The organism is Bordetella sp. 02P26C-1 (assembly GCF_009763255.1).
Classification (GTDB): domain Bacteria; phylum Pseudomonadota; class Gammaproteobacteria; order Burkholderiales; family Burkholderiaceae_B; genus Bordetella_A.
Map to the genome: position 1 here is coordinate 57,002 of NZ_WSJB01000028.1, position 22,295 is coordinate 79,296.

Genomic DNA, 22,295 nt, shown 5'->3' on the forward strand with positions numbered 1-22,295 from the left:
CCTATTAATGAAAATCTAAACGTTCGAGGCTTCAAGTGATCGTCAGGCGATCGGCCGGCTTTCCAGCCAGGGATGGCGTGCCAGGCGCTCGGCCTCGAAGGCGCGAATCTTGTCGGCTTGGCGCAGCGTCAAGCCGATATCGTCGAAACCATTCACCAGACAATACTTGCGGAACGGCTCGATGTCGAATTCCAGCTCGCGGCCATCGGCGGCGATCACGACCTGACGTTCCAGATCGATACGCAGTTTATAGCCCGGGAATGCCTTGACCTCATCGAACAAGCGCGCGACTTCCAGCTCGGACAGCTTGATCGGCAGCAGACCGTTCTTGAAACTGTTGTTGAAGAAGATATCCGCGTACGAGGGCGCGATGATGGCGCGAAAGCCGAATTGCGTCAGGGCCCAGGGCGCGTGTTCACGGCTGGAACCGCAGCCGAAGTTCTTGCGTGCCAGCAGGATCGATGCGCCTTGATAACGCGGCTGATTCAGCACGAAATCCGGATTCAGCGGACGCTTGCTGTTGTCCATGCCGGGTTCGCCATGATCCAGGTAGCGCAGCTCGTCAAAGAGGTTGGGGCCAAAGCCCGTGCGCTTGATGGATTTCAGGAACTGCTTCGGAATGATCAGGTCGGTGTCGACATTCTCGCGATCGAGCGGGGCCACCAGGCCTTCGTGAGTAGTAAATGCTTGCATGATGTCTGGACTCTTAACGGAAGTTGCGCACGTCGACGAAATGACCCGCCACGGCGGCGGCGGCGGCCATGGCCGGGCTCACCAGATGGGTACGCCCGCCCTGCCCCTGACGGCCTTCGAAGTTGCGGTTCGAGGTCGAGGCGCAACGTTCGCCCGGTTCGAGGCGGTCGGCGTTCATCGCCAGGCACATCGAGCAACCCGGCTCGCGCCATTCAAAACCGGCTTCGATAAAGATCTTGTCCAGGCCTTCGCGTTCGGCTTGCAGCTTGACCAGACCGGAGCCCGGCACGACCATGGCTTGCTTGACGTTGGACGCCACGCGCTTGCCGCGCGCCACGGCGGCAGCCGCACGCAGGTCTTCGATACGCGAGTTGGTGCACGAGCCGATGAACACGCGATCCACCCGGATATCGGTCAACGGGGTGTTGGGCTTTAAGCCCATGTATTGCAATGCGCGCTCCATGCCGCTGCGACGCACGTCGTCTTTTTCGCGATCGGGATCCGGCACGCGCGAGTCAACGGGCAACACCATCTCGGGCGAGGTGCCCCAGGTGACTTGCGGCTTGATGTCCTTCGCGTTGACTTCCACCACACGGTCGAATTCCGCGCCGGGATCGCTATGCAGCGTGCGCCAGTAGGTCACAGCCTGATCCCACAGCACGCCCGTGGGCGAGAACGGACGACCACGGAAGTATTCGATCGTCTTGTCGTCGACCGCGACCATACCCGAACGAGCACCGGCCTCGATCGCCATATTGCACACCGTCATGCGGCCTTCCATGGACAGGTCGCGAATCGTGCTGCCGGCGAATTCGATGGCATAGCCCGTGCCGCCAGCCGTGCCGATGATGCCGATGATATGCAGCACCACGTCCTTGGCCGTACAGCCGAAGGGCAGCTCGCCTTCGACCTTGATCAACATGCTCTTGTTCTTTTTCATCAAGAGCGTTTGCGTGGCCAGCACGTGTTCGACTTCGGACGTGCCGATACCGAATGCCAGTGCGCCCATCGCGCCGTGGGTGCTGGTGTGCGAGTCGCCACAGACGACCGTCATGCCCGGCAAGGTCGCGCCCTGCTCCGGCCCGATGACGTGCACGATGCCCTGGCGCAGGTCATTCATGCGGAATTCGGTAATGCCGTACTTGTCGCAGTTGGCGTCCAGCGTATCGACTTGCAGTTTCGAGATCGGGTCATCGATGCCTTGCTCGCGATTGAGCGTGGGCACGTTGTGGTCGGCCACGGCCAGGTTGGCGCTGATGCGCCAGGGTTTGCGGCCGGCAATGGACAGCCCTTCGAAGGCTTGCGGACTGGTCACCTCGTGAAGCAGGTGCCGGTCAATGTAGAGCAAACAGGTGCCGTCGGATTCCTGGTTCACGACGTGCGCGTTCCAGAGTTTGTCGTAGAGGGTTTGGGCCATGAATAGACTCACACAGTAGCCGGCTGGGCCGGTGGACATCGAAAGCAAAGATGCATTATGCCCATGCCCTCAAGCTAGTACAACGGCATCATTTATCCTAGTATAAATAGCACCACCTTGCGGGCCTGCAGCATGCCGACGCGGCGGCGCAGGCGGGACGAGGACCGAGAGTCGGGGCCAATAAAAAACGCCTCACGGCTTGAACCATGAGGCGCTATGACGTGCGCTTCCGAGGGGCGCCGGCAGTCAGGGTTTTGCTGAAGTCCGTGTGATGGCTTCACTACCCGCAGGGCACCGGGCTATTTAGCCCCCTTGGACTGCTCATACAACGGCAACACACGCTGGGAAGCCGACTGCAATTCGCTGATCCGTGTTGCCGCCGAGGGGTGCGTCGAGAGGAACTCAGGCGGGGCGCCGTCGCTGGCCGCGCCCATTTTCTGCCATAGCGTCACCGCGGCCCGGGGGTCATAGCCGGCCCGAGCGGCGAGTTCCACACCCATCAGATCGGCTTCACTTTCGTGTGTACGGCTGTTGGGCAAGGTGAACATCACGTCGGTCAGCTTGCTGCCCAGATCCGTCGATACGCCCGTCGCAGCGGCCAACACGGAAAGCCCTACGTTCGTGACCATCTGCTGAGACACGCGCTCGCGAGCATGTTCACGCAGGGCATGAGAAATTTCATGGCCCATCACGGCGGCCAGTTCGTCGTCGGTGGGCTTGATCTGATTCAACAAACCGGTATAGACGGCCATCTTGCCGCCCGGCATGCACCAGGCGTTCACATCGTCAGAGGTGATCACGTGCACTTCCCAGTCCCAGTTAGCCGCATCGGGACGGAATGCGCCGACTTGCTGCACCAGCCGCTGAGAAATGGCTTGCACGCGCTTGACCTGCGCGGGGTCCCGATCCAGTGCATTCTGGGATTTAGCCTGCTGGATCATTTCGGCATACTGTTGCCCCGCCTCTTGCACGAGCGCCTGCTCGGGCACCAGGCTGGACATATATTGCGTACGCTGCACGCCCACGGTACCCGATTGGGTGGTCTGCACGCCAGCGCAGCCCGCCAGGGCGAGCGTGGCTACCAAGCCAGCGCTGGCCAGCATGCGGCGCATCATGTTTTTATGCTTCGCGGTCATTTGAGTTCTCCAAGGCGACTCGTTGAATCCGACAGTTCAGGACCGGGGCGGCGAATGATCCGATCAAGCCCCGCACTGCGCGCGATGGCGCAGCGCGTGATCCATCAACACCAGCGCCAACATGGCTTCGACGATGGGCGTGGCCCGGATGCCGACGCAGGGATCGTGCCGGCCCAGCGTCTGCACCATGATGGGCTGCCCATTGCTATCGATGGAACGCCGCTCGACGCGGATGCTGGAAGTGGGCTTGATCGCCAGCGACACCGTGATCGGCTGCCCGGTGGAAATGCCGCCCAGCACGCCACCCGCGTGGTTACCGATAAACCCATCGGGCGTGATCTCGTCACCATGCTCCGAACCACGCTGCGTGACGCAATCGAAGCCCGCGCCGATGGACACGCCTTTCACAGCGTTCAAGCCCATCATCACGTGGGCGATATCGGCATCCAGGCGGTCATAAATGGGTTCGCCCCAGCCCACGGGCACGTTTTCGGCGATCACCTCGACGCGCGCACCGATCGAATCGCCGTCGCGGCGCAACTGGTCCATAAAGGCCTCCAGCTCAGGCACGATGGCCGCGTTTGGCGCATAAAAAGGATTGCCGGGCACATCGTCCCAGGAGACAAAGGGAATCTTGATCGGCCCGAGCTGGCTCATGTATCCACGGATCCGGATGCCATGCTGCTCGGCGAGCCATTTCTTCGCGATGGCGCCCGCGGCCACCGTGGGCGCGGTCAGCCGCGCGGAAGAACGGCCACCGCCGCGGGGGTCACGCAGGCCGTATTTGCGCGTGTAGGTAAAGTCGGCATGACCCGGGCGGAACGTGTCCGCGATGTTCGAATAGTCCTTGCTGCGCGCATCCGTGTTGCGAATCAAGAGCGCGATAGCGGTGCCGGTGGTGCGTCCCTGATAGACCCCGGACAGAATCTCGACCTGATCGGCCTCCTGGCGTTGCGTCACGTGGCGCGACGTACCGGGACGGCGACGATCGAGCTCGGCTTGGATATCGGCGGCATCCAGGGCGAGCCCCGGGGGGCAGCCATCCACCACGCAGCCAATGGCCGGACCATGGGATTCACCGAAATTGGTGACGCAAAAGAGAGTACCGAGTGTGTTGCCGGACATAAACGAAAGGAGTCAGGAAGCATTAAGGGGCAGGCCCGATTATGACATCACGCGGGCGTGGTATTGACGAGCAGCTGTGACAATCGGCAGCGGATGTGAATGCGCGCAGGCGATACGCACCCGGCCGTTCACGACGAGCAACTCACCTCGATTCCCCCCGCCCAATCGGGCGGCAATGCAGCGTAGGACTCATAGCCGGGCTTGGCGCGATAGGGATCGCGCAAGAGGGTCAGCAAGGTTTCGATTTCGCTGGCGTCACCCTCTTTGGCCGCGCGGATTGCTTGTTCGGCCAAGTGATTGCGCAGCACGTAAAGCGGATTGACGGCGTCCATAGCGTCCGCCCGAAGCTGGGCTGAGGCGTCGTCGGCTGCCGACTCCTCTGCGATCGGATCTTCGGCATGGCGCGCGGCCAGCTGTTCATACCAGGCTTGCGCGGCCGCTCTATCGATGAACAGATCCTGAAACCCTTGCGTCTGACCACGAACCGCATCCGCGAGCCGGCGAAATGTCAGCGTGAAATCAGCACGCTGGTCATGCATAAGCTTGAGCAGACTATCGAGCAACGCCTCATCCTCGGCCCGCCAGTGCTGAATGCCGAGTTTTTTGGCCATCCGCGCGTGAAACGCCTGAATGAACTGGGCCTCATAGCGATCCAAGACCGCGCGCAACGCGTCGCCGTCCGGCACCAGCGTGTGCAGGCTGCTAGCCAGCCGATGGAGGTTCCACAGCGCCACCGAGGGCTGACGGTTCCAGGCGTAGCGGCCTTGGGTATCCGAGTGATTGCAGATATGGTCAAGCTGGAATGTGTCCATGAAGCCATAAGGGCCGTAATCCAAGGTCAGCCCCATGATCGACATATTGTCCGTGTTCATCACACCATGGCAGAAGCCCACCGCTTGCCAATCAGCCATGAGCAACGCCGTGCGCCGGGTGACCTCGTCCAGAAAACGCAGAATGGCGCCCTTTTCGTCCGCGGTTTCCCCTTTGGGCGTTTGTCGGCATTCCGGGTAAAACCGGTCGATCACATAATTAACCAGCGTGCGCAGTTCGTCGGGCTGCTTGCGCGAGGCCCAATGCTCGAATGACCCGAAACGCACGAAGCTCGGCGCCATGCGCGTGACGATGGCTGCGGTCTCTACGGTTTCGCGCTGCACGGGATCGTCGGATACCACCAACGCTAGCGCACGCGTCGTAGGGATGCCTAGCCCGTACATGGCCTCACTGGCCAGATATTCGCGCACGGACGACCGCAACACGGCGCGTCCATCGCCCATGCGCGAGTACGGGGTCATGCCCGCGCCCTTTAGCTGCAATTCCCAGTTTCCCTCGGGTCCGATGACTTCACCGAGCAAATGTGCCCTGCCGTCGCCCAATTGGCCGGCCCACACACCGAACTGGTGGCCGCTATAGACGGCGGCCAGCGTATCGCCCCCAGGCAGCGGCTGCTGGCCGGAAAACACCTGCAAAAACGCCTCCGATTGCAGCGCACGCGGCGATAGCCCGATCAGGGCGGCCGCCTGCTCGTTGGCATGCAGCAGACGCGGCTGCGTCAAGCCCTGCGGTTGCAGCCGTGTATAAAACGTTGACGGTAGCGCCGCAAACGAGTTGTCCAGCCGTAGTTGGCTCAGGTCGTCATGCAGCCCCGAGGTGGATAAAGTCATAGTCGAGAAATCCGTCAACGAAAAGTATAGGGTCAGGCTCGCGGCAGCCGAACGGGGCCGCGTTTTAAGAAGCCGATCGCTGGCTGCGCGCCGCGCGCTTGGCGGGTCGTACGTAGCAAAGCGCCGAAATGAAGAATATGAGTGAAAGGGCAACTTCCATGCCCGCTAGCGCGGCGGAAACGGGCGCGGGGTCCGACATGACCCTCACTACGCCTTCCATCAGGTACAGCAGCACCAGCATCGATGCCCATTGATAGGTATAGACGTTGCCCTTCAACACGCCTCGCAGCGGGAACGCCAGCGGCAACGCCTTGAGCAATAACCAGGATCCCCCCGGCCGTATGGGCGCCAGCACGGTTTCCCAGGCGACGCACAGCACGATTAAAGCCAGCAACGAGGCCGAGGCCGCCCATCGGAAACGAGGGTTCAATTCAGCATTCATCCCGGGTTTTGCCCATAAAAAACGCCATTCGAACTGCTATTATCGCCCGATGAGCCGCATCGCTGAGCCACCCGCTGCCACGCAGCCCGCCGCCACCGCTACACCGCACACGCGGAGGTGGTCGCGTGCCGGGAAAATGCTGCAATTCGCTGCGCACCGAGCGGCGGAAGAACGCTTGCTCCAGGTGGCTTCGGCGCTGACGTTCACCACGGTGCTGGGTCTGGTGCCCATGCTGGCCGTTGTACTGTCGCTGTTCACCGCCTTTCCGGTTTTCCAGGAATTCCGCCTCGCGCTCGATCATTTTCTGGAAACCAGTCTGATGCCGCCCTCGGTGTCGGACAACATCATGAATTACCTGAATCAGTTCGCGCGCCAGGCGACGCGACTGACGACCATTGGCGGCGGTTTCCTGATCGTCACGTCAATCTTGTTGATCATGACAATCGACAAGAGTTTTAACGATATCTGGCACGTAACACGCCAGCGGCCGCTGCCGCAGCGCGCGCTGATTTACTGGGCGGTGATTACGCTGGGGCCCGTGGTCGCGGGCGCGAGCCTCTGGGCGACCTCTTATGTCGCCCGCGAATCGATGGGCTTGGTGCGCGACGTGCCGGAGATCATGAGTGCGATTCTCTACATCGTGCCCGTCGTGCTCACCGGCTTGGGCTTTGCCGCCTTGTTTGTCGTGGTGCCGAATCGCAAGGTGGTATGGCGCGACGCGCTGGCGGGCGGCTTCGCCACGGCTGTCGTGCTGGAACTGATGAAGGTCGCGTTCGCCTATTACGTGGCGCGCTTTCCGACTTACACCGTGCTCTACGGTGCCTTTGCCACATTGCCGATTTTCCTGCTGTGGATCTATCTATCGTGGCTGGCCGTGTTGTGCGGCGCGACGATGGCGGCGAATTTACCGCTGATCCGCATGGGCCGCTGGGAAATCCAACGTCAGCCTGGCGCCGTGTATATCGATGCGATAGCCGTGCTGCGCGCACTCAATCGCGCGCAAGGCCACCGCCCGGCGGGCAAACGCGCCAGCACCCTGGCGCGCCGCCTGCACCTGCACCAGGACGAGCTTAACCTGGTGCTGGAAAGGCTCGAAGATATGGGCCTGGTCGCACGCACAGCGGAAGACCGTTGGGTATTAGCCTGCGATCCTCGTAAAATTTCCCTAGCGCCCGTGGTAGACCACTTTCTGATTGACCGCGCGCAGCCCCGGTTGCGCGAACAGCCACAGATCATCGAAATCGCGGCGGCCACGCTGGCCGGAGCCCCTGCCCCCTCGCTGGACCAGCTCGAGCGAGCCGGGCCAACGAAGGAAATGGCCACCGACGCCCAGCCGACGCCGCTCGCCAATACACCAATAAAATCGGGGCCGCCGCCCCCTGGAGAAGCATCATGTTGAAAGTCAGCGAAATCCTGCGCGTGAAGGGGCACACCCTTTACACCGCGACCCCCGATACCCCTGTCGCGCAGGCGGTACAGACCATGAGCGAACAAGACATCGGCTCGCTGGTCATCATGGAATCCGGCATGCTGACTGGCATGCTGACCTTTCGCGAAATCATTCGTCATCTGCACGACCACACCGACCGCGACTGGGGCAAGACCACGATCCGCGCCATCATGGACGACGCGCCGGTCAGCGTTTCGCCCAACACCAGCGCCGAGGAAGTGCAGCGCCTGATGCTGGAAAAGCACGCGCGCTACATTCCGGTCATGGATGGCCCCACCCTCATGGGCGTGATTTCTTTCTACGATATGGCGCAGGCCATCGTGGCGGCTCAGCAGTTCGAAAACAATATGCTGAAGGCTTATATCCGCGACTGGCCCACGGACACCGATCCCGAGGCGCCAAAGTCGGAATAACGCCGGACACCCTCAAGCAACGGCTTCGCCAGCGGCTCGCTGTATGCCCAGCCAAGCCTCACGGATCAAGCCGGGGTCGTCGGAAGACAGCCGCGCCGCATCCGAGAGCATGCGCCGCCAGCGGCGTGCGCCGGATTGGGCGCTGAATAGCCCGAGCAACGGGCGCGTCATCACCCGCAGCGGCACGCCGCGCGCCACTTGCTGCGCGGTATATCCCACCATCGCTTCCACCACCTCAGCATCCGTGGCGATGGCATCTTCCGGCCACAGTCTGGCCGACACCTCGGTCAGCACCCGGGGCGTATGCCATGCGGCACGGCCCAACATGACGCCATGAAAATCCGCCAAGGCCGCCACCGATTGGTCGGCATCGGCGATGCCCCCGTTCAGCACAAAGATCGCATCCGGGAAATCGGCCATCAACTGGCGCGCCACGTCGTAGCGCAGTGGCGGAATCTCGCGATTATCCTTGGGCGACAGCCCCTTGAGCACGGCGTTGCGCGCATGGACAATGAATACGCGGCAGCCCACATCGTATTGCGCGCCCACAAAATCGCGCACGAAGGCATAGGACTCGTCATAGTCCAACCCCAGCCGATGTTTGACGGTGACCGGGACACTCACGGCGTCCTGCATCGCTTTGACGCAATCCGCGACCAAGGCCGGCTCGGCCATCAAGCAAGCGCCAAAGGCGCCCTGCTGAACACGCTCTGACGGGCAACCGCAATTCAGATTGATCTCGTCATAGCCCCATTGTTCGCCCAGCTTCGCCGCGCGCGCCAGCGCCGCCGGCTCGCTGCCGCCGAGCTGCAAGGCGACGGGATGCTCGGACGGGTCAAAATCCAGGTGCCGATCGAGCTTGCCGTGCGTCAGTGCGCCGGTCGTGATCATCTCGGTGTACAGACGCGCCCGGGGCGCCAAGAGCCGGTGAAAAAAACGGCAATGGCGATCGGTGACATCAATCATCGGGGCGACGCATAGCCGCCAGTCGGAGGGCTTCAACATACCTAAACACGCAAGGGAATCACGTATTTTACGGTGTATCCCTGTTTTGCTCGGGCGGTTCGCTCTTGGCATCCGATTACGTAGACTAAAATTGCTGCGCCCCTTTCGGCCGGCATCACCGTTATCCTGCCGCCGTCTAACCTGACTCGCTGACCCATGGCCGTTTTCACCCCTGTTTCCGATACCGACGCCCGCACGCTATTGACGCAATTCGATCTGGGCGACCTGGTGTCGCTGCGCGGCATCACCGCCGGCATCGAAAATACCAATTATTTTCTGATGACCACGCGCGGCGAGTATGTGTTGACGATTTTCGAAGTCCTCACACAGGCGCAACTGCCTTTCTACATCGAGCTAATGCACCATCTGGCATCGCGCGGCGTGCCGGTGCCGCAGCCGCAGACATTGCGCGATGGCAGCCGGTTAACGACGCTGCATGGCAAACCGTGCGCCATCGTGACCCGTTTGCCCGGTGGATACGAGCCCGCGCCAAGTGCTGCGCACTGTGGGCTGACGGGTGCGACGCTGGCCCGCGCGCACTTGGCTGCGCAGGATTTTCCGCTGCAGCAGCCTAACCTGCGCGGTCTGGCCTGGTGGGTCGAGACCGCGCCCAAGGTGCTGCCTTTCCTTGATCCCACGCAAACGCAGCTGCTCAATGCTGAGCTGGCGGCGCAGCAGCGCGCCGCGCAAGACCCGGCATGGCAGACGTTGCCGTCGGGGCCTGCCCATTGCGACCTGTTTCGCGACAACGTGCTGTTCGCGGGCACGTTCGACGATCCGCTCATGGGTGGGTTCATCGACTTTTATTTTGCCGGCTGCGATACCTGGCTCTTTGATGTGGCGGTCAGCGTTAACGACTGGTGCATTGAACGCGAGACCGGCCTGTTCATTCCTGAACTCGTCCAAGCATGGCTGGCGGCCTATGCCGAAGTGCGCCCGTTCACGGACGCCGAACGGCAAGCGTGGCCCACCATGTTGCGCGCCGCCGCACTGCGGTTCTGGCTGTCGCGGCTGTACGACTACTACCTGCCGCGCCCGGCTCAGACGCTAAAACCCCATGACCCGCGACACTTCGAAAGAGTGTTGCTGGCACGCCACCGCGCAGCCTTGCCCGAATTGCCCTGAGCGAGACAAGACTAATGCAAGCAGCATCCTTACCCGCATCCTATGGCTGGCAATGGGTTCGCGACGGCTTCGGTCTGTTCAAGAAGCAGCCCCTGGCCGTGTTCACCTGGGCGCTCTTCATCAGCCTGCTGGTGATGTTTGCGACGTTCACCCCGCCCGTCGGCCCGCTTTTGTTCGTGGCGCTGATGCCGATCATCACCGTCATGACGCTGGCGGCATGCAGACACATCGAAGCCGGCCGTACGATGCTGCCATCGATGTGGCCGCAACCCTTGACGCGCCCGGGCCTTCTGAAAAAACTGCTGGTGATGGGTGCGCTCTATGCCGGCCTGAGCATCACGGCCGGGCTGGTAACCTTCCTGCCCTTTTCGAGCGAATTGACCGAAGGCCTGCGCGTTGCCTCCATGGAAAAGGATTTGACGCCCTTCCTGGAGGCCATGCGCGTGCCGGTGATTCTATTCGCCGTCGCCTACCTCGTGATTGCCGCGCTGTTCTGGCATACCCCGATTCTGGTCGCCTGGCATGGACTGCGCTTGCCGCAGGCGTTGTTCTATTCGGGCGTGGCCTGCTGGCGCAACAAACTGCCATTTCTGGTCTACGGCGCGACGTGGGTGCTGGTGTTTCTGTTCATCGATCTGTGCGCCGGGGTGCTGGTCAGCATCGGCCTGTCGCCCGAGCTGGCGGGGACCTTGCAGATCCCGTTCAACATCGCGGCCGGTGGCGTCCTGTACTGCAGTTTCTATCCCGCCTATACAACGGTGTTCGATATTCAGGACCCGCTCGCGCAGTCGGACCAGCGGCCGGATCAGCCCGCTCAACCGGGAAGCTGAACTCCCCGGTCATTTACAGACGCGGGCACGGTGTGCCCGCGCAGGCAATGCAGTCACGCGTTAGTAGGTGGGTGCGCCCGTGAAGTTCAGGAAGCGCGTGCTCGAACCCTGGAAGGTCAAGCGCACCGTACCAATCGGGCCGTTACGCTGTTTGCCGATAATGATTTCGGCCGTGCCCTTGTCTGGCGAATCGGGGTTGTACACCTCGTCGCGATAGATAAACAGGATCAAGTCGGCATCCTGTTCGATTGCGCCCGATTCGCGCAGATCGCTCATCACCGGCCGCTTGTTCGGCCGCTGTTCCAGACTGCGGTTGAGCTGCGACAACGCAATCAACGGGCAATTCAGTTCTTTGGCCAGGCCTTTAAGCGACCGGCTGATTTCCGAAATCTCGGTTGCACGGTTTTCGCCGCCGCCATTACCCGCCATCAGCTGCATATAGTCGATGATGATGAGGCCGAGCTGGCCGCATTGCCGGGCCAGGCGTCGGGCGCGGGCGCGTACTTCCATGGCGCTCAATGCCGGCGTCTCGTCGATATACACCTGCGCATCCTGCATCAGCTGTACCGCGTGGGTGACGCGCGGCCAATCATCGGCGACGAGCTTACCCGTACGCATGCGATGCTGATCCAGCATCCCGACCGAGCCCAGCATACGCATGGCCAGCTGCACCGCGCCCATTTCCATCGAGAACACCGCTACGGGCAGACCCTGCTCGATGGCCACGTGTTCGCCGATGTTCATCGAGAACGAGGTTTTACCCATCGAGGGACGACCGGCCACGATGACCAGATCGCCCGGCTGCAGGCCCGAGGTCATCTTGTCCAAGTCCACAAAACCCGTCGGCACGCCCGTCACGTCCGAATCGGAATCGCGGTGATATAGCTCGTCGATACGCTCGACCACCTGGGTCAGCAGCGGCTGGATCTCTTGGAAACCGGCCGAGCCCTTCTCGCCCTCCTGGGCGATCTTGAACACCTTGGATTCCGCCTCGTCCAGCAACTGACGGGCCTCCTTGCCTTGCGGGTTAAACGCCGCGGCCGAGATCTCGTCGGCAATCGAGACCAGTTTGCGCAGCATCGAGCGCTCGCGCACGATCTCGGCGTAGCGACGAATATTCGCAGCGGAAGGGGTGTTGTGCGCCAGCGCATTCAGATATGCCAGACCACCGGTATCCTCGGCCTTACCGGCGCTGACGAGCGACTCGTTTACCGTGATGACGTCGGCCGGACGCGCCAGCCCGATCAGACGCGCAATATGATGCCAGATCAGCCGGTGATCGTGCCGATAGAAGTCCTGTTCGTCCAGCACATCGGCGATACGGTCCCAGGTCGTATTGTCCAGCAGCAAACCGCCCAGGACCGACTGCTCGGCCTCGACTGAGTGGGGCGGAACGCGGAGATATTCCAGTTGGGGATCAGCGGGTGTATTCAAGGACATGGAGAAAGCCAAATATCAGCAAGCAGTGAGCGGTCGTGCCGCGCGCAGACGCATTCGGGATAAGAACGAGGGAACAGAACAGGACAGCAGCACTGCGACAAACAGTGTCAATGATAAGTCAGTTAGAACCGGATGCGCTTGGCAAAAGGCCCTAGGGACGACCGGAAGATTACAACAGCGCGCGCAGCGTATCGGCGACGCGAAAGAAACCTTGAATATCACGTCCGCGCATTCGCCCGCCTATCGGACGTAGCACAGACGCCGAGCCGCATACGATCCGCGCCAAGCGCCGCAGACGTGCACGCACCTGCGGTGCCGGCCGGGCCTCGAAATAGGCATTCAGCATCAGCCCGCCCAGCCCTACCGGGTCCGGATCGTCGAGCTTGCGCAGACCCATCAGCGAAGAAATCATCTGGTAGAGGTCATACGCCTGCGCCATCGGCAAGGACAGTGCTTCGCCGATGTTTTCCTCGAAATCGATGCGCCAGAATTGCCCGTCGCGCAGCGTCACATTCCGGATCTGTGCGCCGCCGTGACAGTGCCCTTGGTCATGAAACTGCGCCAGATCGATGGCAATCCCGCGTGCCCATTCGCGCCGCTTTTCGACGAAAGCGGCACGCATCAGGTCGGCCATATCGTCGCCAACGTGTTCCAGCACGAGCAAGCCGGGCCCTTCTGCCCAGACGTTCGGCACCCGGCAACCGGCTTCGGATAAGCGACGCAGACGTTGGCCTTCGTACGTCAACCCATTGCGCAACAGCACCGACGGGCGCGGGAACTCGCCCAGGAACATCAGACTGCCCAGAGCGAGCCCAAAAGCACGCAGATACCGCAGCCCATAGCTCAATCCACGTAGCAAACCGGGTCGTCTACGCTTGACGACACAGCGCACGCCATCGATGGTCACCTCGCGTACGGAGGGTTCCTTGGAGGCGTCCACGGTGTCGAGCCAGGCCTGCAAGCCCGGTGGCGCGTCATGGTGGGTTGGCAACGACGTAGAGGGCATTTGTCGAAATCCGCGCGCTCAAGAAAAAAGCCGGCACCTGCGCCGGCTTTTTCTTGGGCTAACCGCGAGGTCTTAGGCCATTTCGCCTTCGACGACCACGTTCACGTCCACAACCACGTCCGGGTGCAGCGCGACTTGGATCGGGAACTCGCCGACGGCCTTCAACGGACCGTTCGGCAGACGGATCTGCGATTTTTCAACAGCGTCGAAATTGGCTTTGCGCAGGGCTTCAGCGATGTCGGCGTTGGTCACGGAACCGAACAGACGGCCGTCAACACCCGCTTTTTGCGAGATCTTGAGCTGGTAGCCGTTCAGACGGGCGCCCAGCGCTTCAGCAGCGGCGAGCTTCTCGGCCTGGACTTTTTCCAGTTCAGCACGGCGGGCTTCGAATTCCTTCAGAGCGGCGTCGGTAGCACGACGGGCCTTTTTCTGAGGGATCAGGAAGTTACGAGCGTAACCATCGCGCACACGGACGATTTCGCCCAGGTTGCCGAGGTTCAGGACTTTTTCGAGCAGGATGACTTGCATTTCAGTAACCCCGGATTAGTTGTGGTTGTCGGTGTAAGGCAACAGAGCCAGGAAACGGGCACGCTTGATAGCGGTGTCCAGTTGACGCTGGTAGTGAGCCTTGGTGCCGGTCAAACGGGCCGGGATGATCTTGCCGTTTTCTTGCACGAAGTCGCGCAGGGTGTCCAGATCCTTGTAATCGATCTCTTCGACGCCGGCGGCGGTGAAGCGGCAGAACTTACGACGCTTGAACAGCGGGTTCTGCTGCGTGAATTTACGTTTTTCTTTGCGTTTTCCGAAGAAAGCCATGATGTGCCTCTTAGTCTATCTGGGCCGGGGTGTTCTACACCGGTCCGTAATCTGGTGTCTGTTCCGACGTCTCTGCTATGCCACCAACGGGTCCTGCCCTGCACTGCCGGAAACTCGACGGGCCCGCTGCAAATGCAGCTTGACCTTTACCGAGTCCTTGCGCGCCGCAGCCAAAAAGCCTTGGACTTGCAATTCGGTCCCCAAGGGGGTCCCGGCCAACAGTTGCGCCAAATCGCCTAGGGCCACCGCCGTAATCGTCAGCTCGACGCGGCGCGGATGGCCGGCTTCGATGACTTCCGATTCGTGGGCCAGCAGCATTTCCAGCGCTGGCACGCCGGCGGGAGTGTGGCGCAAAGGCTCGCATTCGAGAACGCGGGCACTGAGTTCCAGGGTATTCATCCGCCAGGTCGTGGTGATAACAGCAGTGTTATCGGGTTATTGAGCTTGAGCAGGCGCCGCAGCTTCGGCGCTGGCCTTGCGGGCCTCTTCGCGCTCGACCGACTTCATCATGATCGAGGGAGCGGTCTGGGCTTTCTTGGTCTTGATGACCAGGTGGCGCAGAACGGCGTCGTTGTAGCGGAACGAGTGCTCGAGCTCATCCAGCGTGGCTTGGCCGCACTCGATGTTCATGCAAACGTAATGAGCCTTGACGAGCTTCTGAATGGGGTAAGCCAGTTGGCGACGGCCCCAATCTTCCAGGCGGTGCACGGTGCCGCTCTGACCGGTCACGAGCGAGGTGTAACGCTCGACCATGGCGGGCACTTGCTCGCTTTGGTCCGGATGGACGATGAACACTACTTCGTAGTGACGCATAGGTAAAACTCCTTGAGGATGTCTTGGTGGCCGCCCGCGCCAACATCCGCGCAAAGCACCCCACCAAGGGACAGCCCGCTACCCGAAATATCCGGGCAATCGAGCAAGAAAGCCTTCGATTATCGCCGATTTACGCGCATCACGCAATAGGTAGCGCGCCGTTACGCCGCGAGCGTCAAGCTACGCCCGGCATCAACCGCGATAATCTGGCGGGCAAGTGCCCGCCGGAACATCAGCCTTCTACGACAGCGTAGGCCGAATGGTTGTGAATCGATTCGAAATTCTCGGCTTCGACGCGGTAACGCGACACACCCGGGAACGCCGCCACACGGGCAGCCACGTCGCGCACCAAGTCCTCGACGAATTTGGGATTGTCGTAGGCGCGCTCGGTCACGAATTTCTCGTCCGGGCGCTTCAACAGGCCCCACAGTTCGCAGGAACCTTCGTCCTCGACCAGACGAATGATGCGGTCCATCTCGACATCGGCGTTGAGCACGGCCGACACGGTGACGTGCGAGCGTTGGTTATGCGCGCCGTACTCGGAAATCGCCTTGGAACACGGGCACAGGCTCGTCACCGGCACTTGGACGACGAGCTCGAATTCCACCTGATCGCCCGCCGCGCGGGCCACCCATTGGACTTCGTAGTCCAGCAAGCTCTGCACGCCGGAAACCGGGGCAGATTTGTTGACGAAATACGGGAACGCAGCCGTGATGTCGCCACGCTCTGCGTGCAACAGCGGCAGCATGTCGCGCGCCATGGTGGCGAACAACGCCGGCGTCATGGGCACAGTGCGGTATTTTTCCAACAATGCCACGAAACGCGACATGTGCGTGCCCTTTTCCTCGGCCGGCAAGGCCACGGTGAGGGTCCAGTTTGCCACGGTGGGCTGCGGGCCAGCGGCCGTCGCAACCAGCATGGGATGACGCACCCCACGAATGCCTACACGCTGAATCGGGATGTGCCGCGTATCCGCCGAACTCTGGACATCAGGCATCACCAGGGCGGAATCAATCGGAGAGTTCATAAGTTCCTGTCAGGGCGAGGGAAGTCGGTTCCGCCCCGAAATATGTCAATTGCGCAATTATCGCCCAAAAGGCCGGGCAGACCCAGCATAACCCTCTTATCAGTAGGTCAGCGAAGCCGCCCGATCGCCATTATTCGACCTGGGCCTGTCCCAAGGAGTTCCCCGAATCGTCGCCAAACCGGGCGCGTATGGATTGCTCGATGCCTGCCGCGTCCAGCCCCACACCCGCCAGCAAGACGGCCTGATCGCCATGATCGATGAATCGATCGGGCAAACCCAGTTGCAGAACAGGAATGGTGACACCCGCTTCGTTGAGCAGCTCCGTCACAGCACTGCCGGCGCCGCCCATGATAGAGCCCTCTTCGATCGTCACGAGCGCATCGTGACGCGCAGCCAGATCCAGCACGAGTTCGCGGTCGATGGGTTTGACAAAACGCATGTCAGCGACAGTCGCATCCAGCGCTTCGGCCGCTGCCAAGGCCGCTTGTACCAGCGTGCCAAACCCTAGAATCGCAATGCGCTTGCCCTCGCGGCGCAAAACGCCTTTACCGAGCGGCACAGTCGGCAGATCGGTAGCGATCGTCGCGCCACAGCCCGAGCCGCGCGGATAACGCACTGACGCCGGACCCGGATATTCATAGCAGGTAGACAGCAACAACCGCGCTTCGTTTTCGTCGGATGGCGCGGCGACGACCATGTTGGGAATACAACGCAGATAGGCGATGTCGTAATTGCCGGCATGCGTTGCCCCGTCGGCGCCGACCAGACCCGCGCGATCGAGCGCGAAGGTTACATCCAGGTTTTGCAGCGCGACATCGTGGACCAGCTGGTCGTAGCCACGTTGCAGGAAAGTCGAATAGATGGCCACGACGGGTTTTTGCCCCTCGCAGGCCAGACCCGCGGCGAACGTCACCGCGTGTTGCTCGGCGATGCCCACATCGAAATAACGCTTGGGGAAGCGTTGTTCGAATTCCACCAGGCCACTGCCTTCGCGCATGGCGGGGGTAATGCCCACCAGGCGTTCGTCTTTCTCGGCCATGTCGCAAAGCCAGTCGCCAAAGACCTGGGTGAATGTCTTGCGGGTCGCGGCCTTGCCCTTCACGATCCCGACCGACGGATCGAATTTGCCGGGGCCGTGATACAGCACCGGGTCGGCTTCGGCGAGCTTGTAGCCCTGGCCCTTGCGGGTGACCACATGCACAAACTGCAGGCCGCCCAGCGCTTTCAGGTTTTGCAAAGTCGGAATCAACGCATCGAGGTCATGACCGTCGATGGGACCGACATAGTTAAAGCCCAACTCCTCGAACATCGTCGCGGGTGTAACCATCCCCTTGGCATGGCCCTCGAAGCGACGCGCCAATTCGAGCACGGGGGGCACGTGTTGCAAGACGGCCCGGCCGACGTTCTTGGCGGCGGCATAAAAGCGCCCGGACATCAGCCGCGCGAGATAACGATTCAATGCGCCCACGGGAGGTGAGATCGACATATCGTTGTCGTTCAACACCACGAGCAAGTTGACGTCAGGCGTCACGCCCGCGTTGTTCATGGCCTCGAACGCCATCCCGGCGGACATCGCGCCGTCACCGATCACGGCGATATGCTGGCGATCGATACCAGCGTTGCGCGAGGCGACCGCCATGCCCAAAGCGGCGGAAATCGAGGTCGACGAGTGCGCCGTACCGAACGCGTCGTATTCGGATTCGCTACGCTTCGGAAAACCCGAGAGACCGCCGGCTTGACGCAAGCTCGCCATGGCGGCGCGCCGGCCCGTCAGGATCTTGTGCGGATACGATTGATGACCCACGTCCCATACGATGCGGTCGTGCGGCGTATCGAATACACGGTGCAAGGCCAGCGTGAGCTCGATGGTACCCAGATTCGACGACAAATGGCCGCCCGTCTTGGATACTGATTCCAGCACGAAGCCGCGCAGCTCCTGCGCCAGGACTTTCAAGTCACGGCGGTCAAGCTGGCGCAAATCGGCCGGGCTGTGGATACGGTCCAGAATGTCTGTCGTCATGCTCGGTATTAGCGATCTCTGAGTACGATGTAATCGGCCAGTCGGGCCAACATCGAGGCGCTGTCTCCCAGCGGGAGCAATGCCGCGTGCGCGGCGGTGCGCAATTCTTCGGCCAGGGCACGGGCGTCATCCAGCCCCAATAAAGACACGTACGTGGGCTTGTTGCCCGCGGCGTCCTTGCCCGCGGTCTTACCGAGATCGGCAGTGTCGGCGGTCACATCGAGAATATCATCAACAACTTGGAACGCCAGGCCAATCGCCGCGGCGTAGTCGTCCAGCGCAGCGCGCGTGGCCGAGCTGGCGCCCGAGACGATACCGCCCAGCGCCACGCTGCAGGCCAGCATCGCGCCGGTTTTCATGGTGTGCATGGTTTGCAGCTCGTCGCGCGAGAGCGTGTGTCCAACGCTATGCAGGTCGATCGCCTGCCCGCCCGCCATGCCCAAACTGCCGGCAGCTTGCGCCAGGGCGCGCGAGGCCTGGACGACCAAAGCGGGCGCGATCGGCATTTCGGCCAGCAGTTCGAAGGCGAGCGGCTGTAAGGCGTCGCCGGCCAGCATGGCGGTAGCTTCGTCAAACTGCACATGGGCCGTGGGCCGGCCGCGCCGCAGCACATCATCGTCCATGCAAGGTAAGTCGTCATGGACGAGCGAATACGCATGAATCAGCTCAACGGCCGCGGCCGCGCGGTCCAGCGAGGCGGTGACCGCGACCGTATTGCCGCTGATCTGACACGCCTGCCCCGCCGCATATACCAGTGCCGCGCGCACGCGCTTGCCGCCGCCTAGCACCGCGTAGCGCATCGCTTCGTGCAAACGGGCCGGCGGCGTGTCTACGCTGGGCAGGTACTCGTCAAGTACCGATTCGACGTGCTGCGCCCTACCCTGCAGCCAGTCGGTAAACGCGAGATGTTGTTGGGTCATTGCGGTTTATTCTTCATCCAGCGCGTGGGGGTCTAAAGGACGCAGCAGACCGCCTTCGAGGACTTTCACCTGTTGCTCTGCTTGCGTCAGACGCTCCTGACAAATGCGCGTGAGTTCCACGCCCCGGCGATAAGCCGCCAGCGACTGCTCAAGCGGCAAGGAACCGCCTTCCATGGCAGCCACCAGCGTTTCAAGCTCAGCCAGCGCCGTCTCGAAATCTTGCGGCAAAGGGCGATCGTCTTGAGGGGAATCGGTGTGCGGGGAAATGGCCAAGCGGAACTCCGAACGCGGAAAAAAGTCGTCTAAGGGTGAATTGTACGAGATCACGAAGCTCGACCGCCTGGGCACGCGGGTTTCGAAATCATGGTGGGCGCGGCGGGGCCTATATCACCAGGGCATCCAGATTCCTGTCGAGCCGTCCCATAACGCGCCGCCGTATCGCAACTAGCGTGCCCAGGCCTCGCCAGATGAGGATTTTGTTTGCGTTTGCATTCGCCGGTTAACGCCTGGAAACATCGTCGGGCACGAGCACTGCTATGGTAATCGCATGCATAGAACCGGAAATGACGCCCTCTTGCCAGCGGCACCGACCTCAACCACATTGTCGGTGAACGATAAGCTGGCGCGCCTGGACGCCGCGCGGTGGATCGCCGCCTTGGCGGTTGTGCTGTTGCATTGCGCCGCGCAAGCGGTCTCGGACCCCGACGCCTATGCCAGTGGCGATTGGGTGGCCGCCAACCTCTATGACTCGGCGGCGCGTTGGTGCGTGCCGGTGTTTGTCATGGTGAGCGGCGCGCTGATGCTGGACAACCGCAAGCCGCTGGATCCGCAGACCTTTTATCTACGCCGCGCTGCGCGTATCTGCGCGCCGCTGGTCTTTTGGACGCTGTTTTATCTGGCGTGGCGCTCCCTGCTGGGATGGCTCGATGACGGCCAAATCGACATTTCGTTCTGGCCGACCAAGATCGCTCAAGGCGAGCCGTACTATCACCTGTGGTATCTGTACATGATCATGGGGCTGTATCTAATCACCCCGCTCGTACGCACGCTCTATCATCGTGGGACGAAGAACGCCCGGGCGTGGTATCTCGCGGGGCTCTTCGGAATCGCCGTCCTGGACGCCCTGTATCGGCAGATGATGGACACAGGACATGGTTTTTTCTTGACCTGGTTCGTGCCTTACCTGGGTTATTTCATCGCGGGGCGCATGATGTTCGACGGCGAGCTGCGCGTTCCGAGCCCCGGATGGGTGCTGGCGGGCGCCGTCACCGCCACGGCAGCCGGTGTGTACTGGTTGTCGGATCATGTCGGGCTTAATTTCTATTTCTATGACTATTTCAGCCTGACCGTGTTGGCGATGTCGCTGGCGGCCTTCCAATGCATCATGACGATGACGAGGCTGCCCGCGCTCTCGATGCTGGCGCCGCTGACGTTCGGGATCTATCTGATTCATCCCGTGTTTTTGGATATCGCTCAGCGTACGAGCGCCCAGACAAGCATGCATGCCGCCTGGAGCTTGCCGGTGCAGGCGTTCAGCGTGTTCACTTTATCTGCCGCGGCATGCTGGCTGCTGCGACAACACCCAACTACGCGTAAGCTGGTGTAGATGGCCCCACATATTGGCATAGGCTGGTATCCCCGCTCTTTATCGTTTAAACGAGATTCCTGCCGATGTTTTCCCCTGCAGAGGCCGAATAGGGTAAACTCCAGGGTTTGATCGGCCGGACCGATTTTTCTTCGCGCCAGCACGGTAACCCTACCCGTCCTGGCTTTTTTATCCGAGCGGAGGGAATCATGACCGACATTGGTCGGATGGCGCATGTAATGCCGGCTCGCACCCAGCTGCCCGTCAGCGCGTATTTTGACGAAGCCCGCTTCCAGCGCGAGCAAGAACTCATTTTCAGTCAATCCTCGTTATACGTCGGCCACCAGAAATTGGTGCCCGAGGTCGGCGATTGGCGCACGTTGCCCCAAGAGAACGGAGGGCGCGTTCTGGTTCGCAACCAGAATGGCGTCGAACTCATCTCAAATGTTTGCCGTCACCGCCAGGCTTTGATGCTGGGCGGCGAGGCAGGTAATGTCACGGGCCACTGCAATACGCACGGCAATCTGAAGAGCACGGGAGGCAATATTGTCTGCCCCCTGCACCGTTGGACGTACAACAACCAAGGCGAGTTGTTGGGCGCGCCTCAGTTCGAGCAAACGCCCTGCATGAATTTGCAGAAATACCGTTTGCGCGATTGCCACGGTCTGCTGTTTGAAGGCCCGCGCGACGCTGCAGCGGATATGGCGCCTTTGTTTGCGCGTCCCGAGTTCGATTTCGGTGACTATGTGCTGGATCACGTTGAAATCCACCAGTGCAATTACAACTGGAAGACCTTTATCGAGGTCTATCTCGAGGATTATCACGTCGGGCCCTTCCATCCTGGACTGGGTCGGTTTGTCACCTGCGACGATCTAAGCTGGGAATTCGGCGACTGGTACAGCCTGCAACGCGTAGGCGTACACAAGGCGCTGGCTCAACCGGGCTCGGATGTGTACAAGCAATGGCACGATCGCCTGCTGGATTTCCGGGGCGGCGATGCACCGGATTTTGGCGCGGTGTGGGTGACGTATTTCCCGACGCACATGATCGAGCTTTATCCGCACGTGCTGGTCTTGTCTACGCTCTATCCCAAGAGCCCACAAGAAACCGTGAACGTGGTCGAGTTCTACTATCCCGAGGAAATCGCCGCGTTCGAGCGTGAGTTCGTTGAAGCGCAACGCGCCGCGTACATGGAAACCGCAGTCGAAGACGACGAGATCGCGGAACGCATGGATGCCGGTCGCAAGGCCCTGATGCTGCGCGGCGTGAATGAAGCCGGGCCGTATCAGTCGCCCATGGAAGATGGCATGCAGCATTTCCATGAGTGGTATCGGCGGGTCATGCAGGAAACGCAGCCTTGATACGTGTGTA

At 61.3% G+C, this 22,295-nt stretch carries 23 protein-coding genes; 6 read left to right on the plus strand and 17 right to left on the minus strand.

The window, feature by feature from the left end; all coding sequences use genetic code 11:
- Positions 1–42: 42 nt before the first annotated feature.
- The 6 genes from leuD to GOQ28_RS16105 all read right to left on the minus strand — a co-directional run bounded on the left by leuD (position 43) and on the right by GOQ28_RS16105 (position 6,474).
- A complete protein-coding gene (leuD, locus tag GOQ28_RS16080) occupies positions 43–693 on the minus strand; it encodes a 3-isopropylmalate dehydratase small subunit (protein ID WP_160349707.1) in 651 nt (216 codons plus the stop codon).
- Positions 694–706: 13 nt separating this feature from the next.
- Positions 707–2,110 carry a 3-isopropylmalate dehydratase large subunit gene (gene leuC, locus GOQ28_RS16085; RefSeq protein ID WP_160349708.1) on the minus strand — a complete coding sequence of 468 codons (1,404 nt, stop codon included), beginning with the start codon at positions 2,108–2,110 and terminating at the stop codon, positions 707–709.
- Positions 2,111–2,409: 299 nt separating this feature from the next.
- Positions 2,410–3,225, minus strand: coding sequence for a M48 family metallopeptidase (locus GOQ28_RS16090; RefSeq protein ID WP_236844394.1), 816 nt, complete (start codon positions 3,223–3,225; stop codon positions 2,410–2,412).
- Positions 3,226–3,309: 84 nt separating this feature from the next.
- Positions 3,310–4,371, minus strand: a complete 1,062-nt coding sequence (gene aroC / locus GOQ28_RS16095) for a chorismate synthase (protein ID WP_160357176.1) — start codon at positions 4,369–4,371, stop codon at positions 3,310–3,312.
- A gap of 128 nt (positions 4,372–4,499) precedes the next feature.
- Positions 4,500–6,032, minus strand: a complete 1,533-nt coding sequence (locus GOQ28_RS16100) for a protein adenylyltransferase SelO (RefSeq protein ID WP_160357177.1) — start codon at positions 6,030–6,032, stop codon at positions 4,500–4,502.
- A gap of 64 nt (positions 6,033–6,096) precedes the next feature.
- Entirely contained in the window at positions 6,097–6,474 is a 378-nt protein-coding gene (locus GOQ28_RS16105; RefSeq protein ID WP_160357178.1) for a DUF2069 domain-containing protein, read from the minus strand.
- 49 nt (positions 6,475–6,523) lie between these two features.
- Between GOQ28_RS16105 and GOQ28_RS16110 the strand changes: the two genes are divergently transcribed.
- Positions 6,524–7,873, plus strand: a complete 1,350-nt coding sequence (locus GOQ28_RS16110) for a YihY family inner membrane protein (protein ID WP_160357179.1) — start codon at positions 6,524–6,526, stop codon at positions 7,871–7,873.
- Positions 7,867–8,337, plus strand: a complete 471-nt coding sequence (locus GOQ28_RS16115) for a CBS domain-containing protein (RefSeq protein WP_160349714.1) — start codon at positions 7,867–7,869, stop codon at positions 8,335–8,337. The genes GOQ28_RS16110 and GOQ28_RS16115 overlap by 7 nt, the downstream gene beginning before the upstream one ends.
- 12 nt (positions 8,338–8,349) lie before the next feature.
- Here the strand turns inward: GOQ28_RS16115 and dusA are convergent, their stop codons facing one another.
- Positions 8,350–9,339, minus strand: a complete 990-nt coding sequence (gene dusA / locus GOQ28_RS16120) for a tRNA dihydrouridine(20/20a) synthase DusA (protein WP_255448222.1) — start codon at positions 9,337–9,339, stop codon at positions 8,350–8,352.
- 159 nt (positions 9,340–9,498) lie between these two features.
- On the opposite strand from dusA, the gene GOQ28_RS16125 reads away from it, so the two are divergent.
- Both GOQ28_RS16125 and GOQ28_RS16130 read left to right on the plus strand, forming a co-directional pair.
- Positions 9,499–10,467: a homoserine kinase gene (locus GOQ28_RS16125; RefSeq protein WP_160357180.1), complete on the plus strand. Its 969-nt coding sequence runs from the start codon at positions 9,499–9,501 to the stop codon at positions 10,465–10,467.
- Between the two features lie 14 nt (positions 10,468–10,481).
- Entirely contained in the window at positions 10,482–11,297 is an 816-nt protein-coding gene (locus GOQ28_RS16130; protein ID WP_160349717.1) for a BPSS1780 family membrane protein, read from the plus strand.
- Positions 11,298–11,357: 60 nt separating this feature from the next.
- Here the strand turns inward: GOQ28_RS16130 and GOQ28_RS16135 are convergent, their stop codons facing one another.
- The 10 genes from GOQ28_RS16135 to GOQ28_RS16180 all read right to left on the minus strand — a co-directional run bounded on the left by GOQ28_RS16135 (position 11,358) and on the right by GOQ28_RS16180 (position 19,612).
- Entirely contained in the window at positions 11,358–12,731 is a 1,374-nt protein-coding gene (locus GOQ28_RS16135) for a replicative DNA helicase (protein WP_160349743.1), read from the minus strand.
- 175 nt (positions 12,732–12,906) lie between these two features.
- Positions 12,907–13,743: a hypothetical protein gene (locus GOQ28_RS16140; protein ID WP_160357181.1), complete on the minus strand. Its 837-nt coding sequence runs from the start codon at positions 13,741–13,743 to the stop codon at positions 12,907–12,909.
- 72 nt (positions 13,744–13,815) lie between these two features.
- Positions 13,816–14,271: a 50S ribosomal protein L9 gene (gene rplI / locus GOQ28_RS16145; protein ID WP_160357182.1), complete on the minus strand. Its 456-nt coding sequence runs from the start codon at positions 14,269–14,271 to the stop codon at positions 13,816–13,818.
- A gap of 15 nt (positions 14,272–14,286) precedes the next feature.
- Complete coding sequence (rpsR, locus tag GOQ28_RS16150) at positions 14,287–14,559, minus strand: 30S ribosomal protein S18 (protein WP_012249960.1); 273 nt, start codon at positions 14,557–14,559, stop codon at positions 14,287–14,289.
- A 75-nt stretch (positions 14,560–14,634) separates the two neighbouring features.
- Complete coding sequence (priB, locus tag GOQ28_RS16155) at positions 14,635–14,958, minus strand: primosomal replication protein N (protein WP_160349720.1); 324 nt, start codon at positions 14,956–14,958, stop codon at positions 14,635–14,637.
- 36 nt (positions 14,959–14,994) lie between these two features.
- Entirely contained in the window at positions 14,995–15,372 is a 378-nt protein-coding gene (gene rpsF, locus GOQ28_RS16160) for a 30S ribosomal protein S6 (protein ID WP_160349721.1), read from the minus strand.
- Positions 15,373–15,604: 232 nt separating this feature from the next.
- The gene (gene folE2 / locus GOQ28_RS16165; protein ID WP_160357183.1) at positions 15,605–16,399 is read right to left on the minus strand and encodes a GTP cyclohydrolase FolE2; all 795 of its coding nucleotides are present in this window, start codon (positions 16,397–16,399) and stop codon (positions 15,605–15,607) included.
- 130 nt (positions 16,400–16,529) lie between these two features.
- On the minus strand, positions 16,530–18,419 hold the full coding sequence (gene dxs, locus GOQ28_RS16170; protein ID WP_160349723.1) for a 1-deoxy-D-xylulose-5-phosphate synthase: 1,890 nt from the start codon (positions 18,417–18,419) through the stop codon (positions 16,530–16,532).
- An 8-nt stretch (positions 18,420–18,427) separates the two neighbouring features.
- Positions 18,428–19,339, minus strand: coding sequence for a polyprenyl synthetase family protein (locus GOQ28_RS16175; protein WP_160349724.1), 912 nt, complete (start codon positions 19,337–19,339; stop codon positions 18,428–18,430).
- 6 nt (positions 19,340–19,345) lie between these two features.
- Positions 19,346–19,612, minus strand: coding sequence for an exodeoxyribonuclease VII small subunit (locus GOQ28_RS16180; RefSeq protein ID WP_160349725.1), 267 nt, complete (start codon positions 19,610–19,612; stop codon positions 19,346–19,348).
- 274 nt (positions 19,613–19,886) lie between these two features.
- Here GOQ28_RS16180 and GOQ28_RS16185 point away from each other — a divergent pair, with 274 nt between their 5' ends.
- Both GOQ28_RS16185 and GOQ28_RS16190 read left to right on the plus strand, forming a co-directional pair.
- On the plus strand, positions 19,887–20,945 hold the full coding sequence (locus GOQ28_RS16185) for an acyltransferase (RefSeq protein WP_160357184.1): 1,059 nt from the start codon (positions 19,887–19,889) through the stop codon (positions 20,943–20,945).
- A gap of 188 nt (positions 20,946–21,133) precedes the next feature.
- Positions 21,134–22,285 carry an aromatic ring-hydroxylating oxygenase subunit alpha gene (locus GOQ28_RS16190; protein WP_160349727.1) on the plus strand — a complete coding sequence of 384 codons (1,152 nt, stop codon included), beginning with the start codon at positions 21,134–21,136 and terminating at the stop codon, positions 22,283–22,285.
- The last annotated feature ends 10 nt before the right edge of the window (positions 22,286–22,295 follow it).